9 protein-coding genes and 1 pseudogene are annotated in these 10,159 nt (G+C 72.9%); 5 read left to right on the top strand and 5 right to left on the bottom strand.

What is annotated here, in order from left to right:
- The 4 genes and pseudogenes from AB0M39_RS19365 to AB0M39_RS19350 form a co-directional block, all read right to left on the bottom strand.
- A pseudogene (locus tag AB0M39_RS19365) lies at positions 1-501 on the bottom strand (hypothetical protein); the annotation flags it as partial.
- Positions 498-2,207, bottom strand: coding sequence for a DUF3492 domain-containing protein (locus AB0M39_RS19360; protein ID WP_365365834.1), 1,710 nt, complete (start codon positions 2,205-2,207; stop codon positions 498-500). The pseudogene AB0M39_RS19365 and the gene AB0M39_RS19360, both read right to left, overlap by 4 nt.
- 276 nt (positions 2,208-2,483) lie before the next feature.
- Positions 2,484-3,821, bottom strand: a complete 1,338-nt coding sequence (locus tag AB0M39_RS19355) for a DUF3152 domain-containing protein (protein ID WP_365365832.1) — start codon at positions 3,819-3,821, stop codon at positions 2,484-2,486.
- A 7-nt stretch (positions 3,822-3,828) separates the two neighbouring features.
- A complete protein-coding gene (locus tag AB0M39_RS19350) occupies positions 3,829-4,794 on the bottom strand; it encodes an alpha/beta hydrolase (protein ID WP_365365830.1) in 966 nt (321 codons plus the stop codon).
- A gap of 125 nt (positions 4,795-4,919) precedes the next feature.
- Here AB0M39_RS19350 and AB0M39_RS19345 point away from each other — a divergent pair, with 125 nt between their 5' ends.
- The 4 genes from AB0M39_RS19345 to AB0M39_RS19330 all read left to right on the top strand — a co-directional run bounded on the left by AB0M39_RS19345 (position 4,920) and on the right by AB0M39_RS19330 (position 6,766).
- Entirely contained in the window at positions 4,920-5,162 is a 243-nt protein-coding gene (locus AB0M39_RS19345) for a hypothetical protein (RefSeq protein ID WP_365365828.1), read from the top strand.
- A 161-nt stretch (positions 5,163-5,323) separates the two neighbouring features.
- A complete protein-coding gene (locus AB0M39_RS19340; RefSeq protein ID WP_365365826.1) occupies positions 5,324-5,965 on the top strand; it encodes a TetR/AcrR family transcriptional regulator in 642 nt (213 codons plus the stop codon).
- A gap of 134 nt (positions 5,966-6,099) precedes the next feature.
- Positions 6,100-6,327, top strand: a complete 228-nt coding sequence (locus AB0M39_RS19335; RefSeq protein ID WP_365365824.1) for a DUF3107 domain-containing protein — start codon at positions 6,100-6,102, stop codon at positions 6,325-6,327.
- 169 nt (positions 6,328-6,496) lie between these two features.
- Positions 6,497-6,766 carry a hypothetical protein gene (locus tag AB0M39_RS19330; RefSeq protein WP_365365822.1) on the top strand — a complete coding sequence of 90 codons (270 nt, stop codon included), beginning with the start codon at positions 6,497-6,499 and terminating at the stop codon, positions 6,764-6,766.
- A gap of 109 nt (positions 6,767-6,875) precedes the next feature.
- Here AB0M39_RS19330 and AB0M39_RS19325 read toward each other — a convergent pair whose 3' ends face one another.
- Positions 6,876-7,601, bottom strand: coding sequence for a ferritin-like fold-containing protein (locus tag AB0M39_RS19325; protein WP_365365820.1), 726 nt, complete (start codon positions 7,599-7,601; stop codon positions 6,876-6,878).
- Between the two features lie 517 nt (positions 7,602-8,118).
- Here AB0M39_RS19325 and AB0M39_RS19320 point away from each other — a divergent pair.
- Complete coding sequence (locus AB0M39_RS19320) at positions 8,119-10,017, top strand: DEAD/DEAH box helicase (RefSeq protein WP_365365818.1); 1,899 nt, start codon at positions 8,119-8,121, stop codon at positions 10,015-10,017.
- The last annotated feature ends 142 nt before the right edge of the window (positions 10,018-10,159 follow it).

The raw sequence follows: 10,159 nt of genomic DNA, 5'->3' as shown, positions 1-10,159 counted from the left end.
GGCGCCGTTGCGCGGCGCGTCGGCGCCGCGCCGGCCGACGGTGCGCTCGGGTCCGGGCGCGGCCAAGGGGCGTTCGGCGTCGGTTCCGCGCGGCACGCGCGCGTAGAGCTCCTCGGCGAGCGAGAAGACGTCCCGGTGCCGGAAGCGGGCGGCCGTCCGGTCGGTGACGCCGTGCGCTTCGAGCCCGGCGGCGATCTCCAGGGGGTCCACGGCCCGTTCGCACAGCTCGCGGTGGCGGTGGATCAGCGCCCTGACGGGGTCTGCGGGCCCTCGGCGGGCGGCGGGCGGATCCGGCGCGTCGAGGGCTTCGGCCGTGGCGGGGGCCGCAGGGGCTGCGGGCGTTGAGGGGGCTGCGGGCGTGGCGGAGGCTGCGGAGGCGTTCCCGGGCGCGCTCACAGGCGTCTCGGCCGTACGGGCGTCCAGCGCGCGCTCGGCGAACGTGCGGCCGTCGAAGGCGCGGGCCTCCAGACCGGTGGGCCCCTGGGGCGGCGAGGTGGTCATGAACGCGCCTCCTTCGGCATCGCGTCCTTGGGCGTCGCGCGCGTCGCGACCGCGCCCGCCAGGCCGTCGGGCGCGGCGGCCCAGCGCGGGATGCGGCCACCGGTCTGGGGGGTGCTCGTGCCCGGCCAGGGGATGGGAACCTGGGCCTCGGCCGGGTGGGCGAAGGGCAGCGGCTCGCCGTCCGCGTCGACCGTCTCTGCGTCCCGGCGCACCGGCGAGTGCGAGATGAGCTCGAGGTAAATGCCGCGAAATGCCGTCAGATTCTGTTCGACGGTGAAGAGTTCGAGCGCTCGGGCTCGCGCGGCCGCGCCCAGGCGCTCACGGCGCTCGGGGTCGTGCAGAAGCGCGAGGCAGGCGTTGGCGAGCGCCCGCGGATTGCGCGGAGGCACCACCAGCCCGGTGCCGCCGATGACCTCGACGACGGCGCCGACGTCCGTCGAGACGGTCGCGCGCCCGCAGAACATGGCCTCGACCAGGCTGATCGGGAAGCCCTCGACGACGCTGGAGAGCACGATCACCCCGCCTGCCGCGTAGGCGTCGACCAGTTCGGGGGCCTCGGGCCCGCCGATCTCCTCGAAGGAGACGGGGTTGTCGCCGACGGCGTGCGCCCCGGCGGCCTCGTCGGGGAAGAGCTGGGCGGCCAGCGCCTGGCAGTGGGCGAGATAGGTCGCCGCCTCGGCCCCTCGCACCGGCGCGGCGAACAGCCGCAGCCGTGCCCGCGGCTCCTCCTTGCGCACCTCGGCGAAGGCGTGCAGCAGCGCGATCAGGTCCTTGGCGGGCTCGATCCGGCCGACCCAGACGAGGGTCGCCGGGTCGCCGCTGTCCGCACCCTCCCCCACGGCCGCGAAGCGGTCCGCCTCCATGCCCGGGTAGACGGTGCGCAGCTTGGCGCGGTCGGCGCCGCACTTCTCCTGCCAGCGGCGCGCGTGGGTGTTGCCGGGGGTGATCACGGAGGCCTGGCGGTAGACCTCGGCGGCGAGCGCGCCCTGGAAGGCGGCGAGGAGGGCTCGTACGGGAGCGGTCAGCTCGCCTTCACCGGTCGCGAGATAGTGCGCGCGCAGTTGTACGCCGTACTCCGTGACCAGCAGCGGAACCCCGAAGAAGCGTTTGGCCAACAGCCCGGGCAGAGCCGCCGATCCGCCGGAGGCGGCGTGGCACAGGTCGACCGCGCCGAGGCTGTCCTCGCCGTACCAGTCGAGCGAGAGCGGGCGCAGCGCGCGCTCCAGCTGGTCGGCGAAGGCGAGGTAGTCGGGAACGCCGGCGGCGTGCACGGTGCGGCGTGCGCCGGGGGCGCGACAGGCGGACTCGATGACGCGTATGGCGAGTTCGGAGCGGAGGGCGGCATAGAGCCCGCCGTGCTCGCGGGCGAGTTCGGCGAGACCATAGAGCCCCGCGGCGAAACCGTCCTGCTCGCCGTTTCCGCAGACTGCGGCGGCGAGCTCCTTGAAGGAGGCGACGAAGCGCCGACGTTCGCGACGTCCATAGCTGCGTCCGTCGTCCTCGGGCGCCCAGAGCGGCGCGGTGCGCACGCGCTGGACCTGGGGCGGGAGCGGGATCCAGCCCTGGTCTTCCTGCTGGGCGCTGCGGCTGAGCGCGTAGATGTCGAACTCGTGCTGGGCGAGCCCGCGCACAAGCCGGTCGCACCAGAGCCTGGACTCACCCGTCGTATACGGATACCCACCGTCCGTAAGCAGTGCGATCCGCACGAACGCACCCCCGATCTCCCTTGTGGACGGCCGCCGTTGGTCCGGCGACTCGCAGCGGGACGACGTTAAGCGGATACGTCGGTGGCGCGACGGACGGTTGTCCGTCGCGCCACCAGAAGGGGTGAATGCACGTAACTTTCCCTCCCGGGCCGCGTTCCGTCGCGCTACGGCTCCTTGCGGTTACGTACCGTCAAGCCGTGCGGTCAGGCCGCGGCCGGCGCCGAGGGGCGGGCTCGCGAACGAGGCCGGTCGACCGGTCCTCGCGGGCGAGGTCGATCAGCCCTCGGGGTGCACCCAGGGGTTGGGCTTGCACGCGATCCCGTCGACGTTCAGGGACTTCGTCTGCTGCTGCATCACGGGCGCGAGCGAACCGGGCGTACGGCAGTTCTCATGGTCGTGCTTGAGCCGGTGCCCGACCTCGTGGTTGATGAGCATCTGCCGGTAGGAGTGCATCGCCTTGGGGCCATAAGTCGACGCCCCCTGCGCCCAGCGGTACGCGTTGATCATCACGCGCTCGGTCTGCGCGGAGTCGCAGCTGACGTTGGAGACGGTGACGTCGAGATCGGACTTCGCGCACCAGATCGCGGTGGTGCCGGGGCTGGCCAGCGTGATGACGAACTCCGGCTCGCCGGAGGAGACGCGCTCGAACGTCATCGCGCCGCCGTGCGCCCAGGACCGCTCGTCGTTCAGGGTCTTCTGGACGGCATCGGCGAACAGCGTGCCGTCCAGCCCGAGCCCCTTCTCGATGTCGACCCGGTAGCGGATCTTGGTCCCCTTGCCGGGCGCCTTGTCGAAGCCGGGGACGGCCTCGAAGTCGCCGGAGCCCTTCAGCTTGGGCTCGAGGGGGAACTGAGCCGCCATCAGCTGGTCGTACGAGGGCGGCGCCGCGGCTTCCGGCGCGTTCCGCTGCGGCGGGACCAGCCGGTCGCCGTCGCGGGAGGCCGGGCTGCGCTCGATGTCCCGGTTGTCGCCCGCGGCCTGCGCGCCGGGCTTCTCCTGGCTGTCGGCCGTGACCTGTCCGGCGACCACGACCGCGAGGACGGTGGTGACGGCGGCTGCCGCGATCCCGGTGAGGGCTCGCCCCTTGACACCCTTGGCCGGCTTCTCGGGCTCGCCCGTCTCGGGGTCGGCTTCGGCGTCGAAGGACCGCCCCGGGCCGGCGGCGCCCCCCTCGGGGAGGGGGGCGTACGGATCGGAGGGGAACCGCGACTGCGGCTCCCCCGGCGAAGGAGGCCGCTGCGAGGGCGGCCGCTGCTGAGAGGACTGCTGCGGCGAGGACGGCTGCTGGTCGAACGCCTCGACGAACTCCCTGCGCGGCCCCGGGATCCTGGCCCCGCCCGCGAACCCGGGCGGCGGCGTCTGGGTGCGCGGCGCGGCGCCCTGCCGGCCGTCGTAGCCCTGCGGCGCGCCCCAGCCGCCGCCCGCCTCGTGCTGCTCGGGGTGTCCGCCCCTGGTCTGGTCCACGGTGTACCCGGCGGGCGTGTGCGGCTCCGGCGCGCGGCGGCGGCCGGCGCGGGGCCCCGCGCCGGGCTGTTCGCCGGGCTGTATGCCAGACGGCTTGGACTCGGCGTCGGAGCCTTTGGGCGCGGGGCCCTTGCGGCTGTGTCGTCCCACGCCCTTATCAGCTCCTGCCACTGTCGTCGAGTAGTTCGCGGACGGCCTGGGCGACCGTCTCGGGGTACTCCATCATGGCCACGTGCCCGGCGTCCGGGAGCGTCAGCAGTCGGGAGTCGCGGAAGGCCGCAGCCGCCTTCCTCGCCATACGGTACGAGACGAGCTGGTCCCGCCCGCCATAGACGAGCAGAGTCGGCGCGAGCACGCGCTCCGCCTGCCGCCACAGTCCGTGCTGTCCGCCCAGCGTGTAGGCGTCGACGACGCCGCGGGCCGAGCGGGACATCACATCCCAGAAGTAGGGGAGCTGCATACGCCGCTCCATCTCCTCCACGGCGTTGCGCATGCCCTCCTCGCTCACCCGCGCGGGATCTCCGTAGCACAGGGCCAGCACGCCTCGGGTGCGCTGCTCGGCCGAGTGCTCCCGGGTGAGTCGCTTGAAGAGCGACGCGACGCCGGGCAGCGCCAGCAGCGCGGTCGGCACGGCGGAGCGCTGCACCCGGATCTCGGGCAGGGCGGGCGACACCAGGGTGAGCGTGCGCACCAGGTCGGGCCGCACGGCGGCGACACGGGTGGAGACCGCGCCGCCCAGAGAGTTCGCGATGAGGTGGACGGGCCCGCGCCGGGCGGCCTCCAGATGACGGATCACCGCCCGGGCGTGGGCGGTGACCGAGTAGTCGCCGTCGTCGGGCGGCGGCGAGTCGCCGAAGCCGGGCAGGTCGAGCGCCTCGCCGTCCAGGACGTCCTCGAGGAGCGGCATCAGCGCCGACCAGTTCTGCGAGGAGCCGCCGAGCCCGTGCACATAGAGCGCGGGCGGCAGCCCGGCGCGGCGCGGCGGCCGGGACCGGACCGTGAGCGTCAGACCGGGCAGCGCGACCGAGCGGAGCTCCTCGCCCTCGGCGACCCGCACGGAGGCCACCTTGGGGGCCGCGGCGGCGGCGACGGCGCGGACTCCCGGCAGCTCGGTCGAAGACATGCGGGCAATGTTACGAGACGATCACGCGGCAGCTCGTGTGTTCGGCGTCACACATCGCATAGCGCTGGCTATGAGTAGCTCCTACGCTCGAAGGAAAGGGCGCTCTCCATGGAAAGCGGTGCCTCATGTCCGTCGATCCCACAGACCCCCAGATCTTCGACGAACCCGACGAATTCGACGAAGAGGAAGACGATCAGGACGCCCCGCTCGACGCCGACGTGCCTGAGGCGGACGCCGCGGAGCAGCACGCAGAGGTCCGACCCGAGCACGACGACCCGCTGACCGGCATAGACCCGGCGGAGGCGAACGAGGCCGACGCCGCCGAGCAGGCCCGCGTCGTCAGGCTCGACGAGGACGACTACCGGTGACCTGCCCCGCTATGCCCCCGAATCGGGAGCTACCGCGACTGTCCGGTCCGTGAAATTCTGCGTCCGCACCGCGCACAGCCTCGTTACCCAAAAGTACGATGGCGGCGCGGCGCACAGCGCGCACGGATCGACTGTGCTTGTTCAAGACATTGGGAGGCGGCGTGACAGCCATCGAGCAGACAGAGGCAGCGCGCCCGCGAGGCACGCGCCTGCCGCGCCGAGCCCGCAGGAACCAGCTGCTGGGAGCCGCCCAGGAAGTCTTCGTGGCCCAGGGCTACCACTCGGCCGCCATGGACGACATCGCCGAGCGGGCAGGCGTCAGCAAGCCCGTTCTCTACCAGCACTTCCCCGGCAAGCTGGAGCTCTATCTGGCGCTGCTGGACCAGCACTGCGAGTCCCTGCTCCACGCCGTGCGCACGGCGCTGGCCTCGACGACGGACAACAAGCTGCGCGTCGCGGCGACCATGGACGCCTACTTCGCGTACGTGGAGGACGAGGGCGGCGCGTTCCGGCTGGTCTTCGAGTCGGACCTGACGAACGAGCCGGCCGTGCGCGAGCGCGTGGACCGGGTGTCCCTGCAGTGCGCGGAGGCGATCTCCGACGTCATCGCCGAGGACACGGGTCTGTCCAAGGACGAGTCCATGCTGCTGGCCGTGGGCCTCGGCGGGGTCTCCCAGGTGGTCGCCCGGTACTGGCTCTCCAGCGGCTCCGGCATTCCGCGCGACACGGCGGTGCAGCTGCTGACCTCGCTCGCCTGGCGCGGCATCGCGGGCTTCCCGCTGCACGGGGCCGAGCAGCACTGAGGCCGCCCGGCCTGCCGGGGTGTTCGCTCCTGGCGTTTCCCGGGGGCGCATGCCGGGTCCCCTCACCGGGCTAATGTGTGCTGCGTACGGCGCGGCTGACCGCGCAACGCACGGACCGTCGGAGGGACATAGCCGTGGAGGTCAAGATCGGCGTGCAGCACGCGCCCCGGGAGATCGTGCTGGAGAGCGGGCAGTCCGCCGAGGAGGTCGAGCGCGCGGTGAGCGATGCGCTGTCCGGCAAGGCTCAGCTGCTCAGCCTCTCGGACGACAAGGGCCGGAAGGTGCTCGTGCCGGCCGACCGGATCGCGTACATCGAGATCGGTGAGCCGGCTGCGCGGCGGGTGGGCTTCGGCGCTCTGTAGAGCGTCGGCTCACGCGACGGCGTGACAGCGCAAGAGGGCCCGGCGGGATATTCCCCGCCGGGCCCTCTTGTGCTCCTTGCCCTGCTCAGGGAGGGTTGCGTTCCGTGAACGCCGGGTAGTACGGGCTACGACCGATTTGCCCGCACCGGCGGCCGTGAGGTGATCAGCAGTGCTCTTGGAAACGCTCGGTTCAGTCCTGCTCGGACTCGCCCTCTCCTGGGCCGCCGCCCGTCATCTGTCCGAACGTCTCCCCTCGCGCCGCGTGGTGTTCGCCACGGGCCCCGTCGGCGCTCTCTTCGGCGCGTATGTCACGCATGCGGCCCTCGGCCCCGGCCATGTGGTGGCGACGCTCGCGGGCGCGCTGGCCATCGGCGCGGTACTGCTCTCGCTGCTCATCCGGCCGTCAGGGCGCCGGCTGCGCCGCGCGTTCCCGCTGTGACGACGCGCGCCGCGAGCTCCGCCGTGTGAGGACGCGCTTCTGACCGTCGCCTGGCTGCGGCCGGGAAGGGCTGGCGGGGAGCGGGGGCCGAGGCCCCCGCTCCGGCGCGTCAGGCCGCCAGGCCCAGCGCCGCCATCCGCTTGGTGTGCGCCTCGGTGATCCGGGAGAACATCCGCCCCACCTCGGCGAGGTCGAAGCCGCCGGCCACGCCGCCCACCAGCATCGTGGAGAGCGCGTCACGCTCCGCCACGACCCGCTGCGCCTGGGAGAGCGCCTCGCCCATCAGCCGCCGCGCCCACAGCGCGAGCCGGCCGCCGACGCGGGGGTCGGCCTCGATGGCGGCGCGGACCTTCTCGACCGCGAAGTTCCCGTGGCCGGTGTCGTCGAGGACGGCGAGCACCAGGGCGCGGGTGTCGGAGTCCAGCCGGGCGGCCACCTCGCGGTAGAAGTCGCTGGCGATCGAGTCGCCGACGTATGCCTTGACCAGGCCCTCCAGCCAGTCGGACGGCGCGGTCTGGCGGTGGAAGTCGTCCAGCGCCTGCGCGAAGGGCTCCATGGCGGCGGTCGGCTCGGCCTCGATGGCGGTGAGCTGGTCGCGCAGCTGCTCGAAGTGGTGGAACTCGGCGGAGGCCATCTTCGCCAGCTCGGCCTTGTCGCCGAGCGTCGGCGCGAGTTTGGCGTCTTCGGCGAGCCGCTCGAAGGCCGCCAGCTCGCCGTACGCGAGCGCGCCGAGCAGGTCCACGACGGCGGCGCGGTACTGCTGGTCGGCGGAGGCCGTGGCCCAGTCCTGGGCGGCGATCCCGGTGTGTTCAGTGGCGTTGTCAGGCGTCTCCATGAAGCGCACAATAGCCCGCTCATCGCACGGGGGAAGGCCCTGGTCAGCCAGGCCGCCAGCGCGGTTCCCATGAATTCGCCCAACACACATGCGCGATTCCGGGGTACAGTGGTAATGCGCCTGCTGAGCGTTTCGAATACTCGGCGGGCGATCGCAGTGTTTGACTGAGGGATTTGCTCCTTCAGACCCCATTGAGGATGCCCGGTCGGTGGCCCGATCGGCTCCGACCCGCCCGCCCTCCACGCGGACCGTGCGTATTTTTCTACGCACGAACCGTTGATGAGGGGCCCTCAGCGGCATGAGCGCTCGAGCGACGGCAGTGGTCCCGCGCCGCCATCCGGCCAATCCACGGCCGGCCAAGTACCAGGTGCGGTACGACCCCCTTCGTTCGCCTCGTGCCGCGTCTCACAGAAGAGGCAGCACCCTGACTACGACTTTCCGAGATCTCGGGATTCTTCCCGAGACGGCCGAGGCCCTCGAGGCTGTCGGCATCGTTTCCCCGTTCCCCATCCAGGAGATGACGCTCCCCGTCGCGCTCTCCGGCACCGACGTCATCGGCCAGGCCAAGACCGGCACCGGCAAGACGCTCGGTTTCGGCCTGCCGCTGCTGGAGCGTGTCACCGTCCCCGCGGACGTCGAGGCCGGCCGGGCGAGGCCCGACCAGCTGACCGACGCCCCTCAGGCGCTCGTGGTCGTCCCGACCCGCGAGCTGTGCACCCAGGTCACCAATGACCTGCTGACCGCCGGCAAGGTGCGCAATGTGCGCGTGCTGGCGATCTACGGCGGCCGCGCCTACGAGCCCCAGGTCGAAGCGCTGCGGAAGGGCGTCGACGTGATCGTCGGCACGCCCGGCCGGCTGCTCGACCTGGCGGGCCAGAAGAAGCTGGACCTCTCGCATGTGCGCGCGCTCGTCCTCGACGAGGCCGACGAGATGCTCGACCTGGGCTTCCTGCCCGACGTCGAGAAGATCATCCAGCTGCTGCCGCCGAAGCGTCAGACCATGCTGTTCTCGGCGACCATGCCGGGCGCGGTCATCGGACTCGCCCGTCGCTATATGTCGCAGCCCACGCACATCCGCGCCACCGCGCCGGACGACGAGGGCGCGACCGTCGCCAACATCACGCAGCACGTCTTCCGTGCGCACTCCATGGACAAGCCGGAGATGGTCTCCCGCATCCTGCAGGCCGAGGGCCGCGGGCTGGCGATGATCTTCTGCCGTACGAAGCGCACGGCCGCCGACATCGCCGAGCAGCTGGAGCGCCGCGGCTTCGCGTCCGGCGCGGTCCACGGCGACCTGGGCCAGGGCGCGCGCGAGCAGGCGCTGCGGGCGTTCCGCAACGGCAAGGTGGACGTGCTGGTGTGCACGGACGTCGCCGCGCGCGGCATCGACGTCGAGGGCGTCACGCACGTGATCAACTACCAGTCGCCGGAGGACGAGAAGACGTACCTCCACCGCGTGGGCCGCACGGGCCGCGCCGGCGCGTCCGGTACGGCGATCACGCTGGTCGACTGGGACGACATCCCGCGCTGGCAGCTGATCAACAAGGCGCTGGACCTGAACTTCCACGACCCGGTCGAGACGTACTCCACCTCTGCTCATCTGTACGAGCAGCTGAACATCCCCGCGGGCATCAAGGGCGTCCTGCCCCGCGCCGAGCGGACCCGCGCGGGTCTGGGCGCGGAGGCGATCGAGGACCTGGGCGAGACCGGCGGCCGTGGCCGCAAGTCCGCGCCGGCGGCTCGTGAGGAGCGCCCCGCGCGTACGCGCACTCCGCGCCAGCGCCGCCGCACGCGCGGCGGAGCGACGGTGGACTTGGACCAGGCGGTCGCGGAGACCGCCGAGATCGTCGAGGCTCCCGAGGCGGAGCAGGCGTCGGAGGCGCGCACGCCGCGTCGTCGCCGTCGCACCCGCGTGGGCGCGGCGACCGCGCCGGAGGCGGCCGTGGCCGTGGCGGAGCCGGTGGAGGAGCCGGCCGTCAAGCCGCGCCGCACCCGTACCCGCAAGGCCGTGGCGACCGCCCCCGAGGCGACCGCCGTGGCCGTGGAGACGGCCGCCGTGCCGGACGCGACCGAAGAGCCGGCCGTCAAGCCCCGCCGGACCCGCACCCGCAAGGCCGCGGCCACCGCCCCCGAGGCGGCCGTGGCCGTGGTGGAGCCGGTGGAGGAGCCGGCCGTCAAGCCCCGCCGGACCCGTACCCGCAAGGCCGTGGCGACCGCCCCCGAGGCGACCGCCGTGGCCGTGGAGACGGCCGCCGTGCCGGACGCGACCGAAGAGCCGGCGGTCAAGCCCCGCCGGACCCGTACCCGCAAGGCTGCGGCGACCGCCCCCGAGGCGGCAGTCGTGGCGGAGACGGCGACGGACGAGCCCAAGCCGCGGCGTACGCGCACCCGCAAGGCGGCCCAGCCGGAGAGCTGATCCCGCAGGCGAGTCGGCCCGGTTCCTCGAGAGAGGGGCCGGGCCGTCGCCGTTCCCGCGCGCGGCCCGGCCGAGGCCCCGCATCTCAGCCACACCGCAGCCGTGCCTCGGCCGCGGGCGCGGCAGCCTTCCCCTATAGCCT

It is taken from the genome of Streptomyces sp. NPDC051907 (assembly GCF_040681075.1).
Taxonomy (GTDB): domain Bacteria; phylum Actinomycetota; class Actinomycetes; order Streptomycetales; family Streptomycetaceae; genus Streptomyces.
The sequence above is the reverse complement of the archived record's forward strand: the minus strand, read 5'-3'. Positions and strand labels throughout refer to the sequence as shown.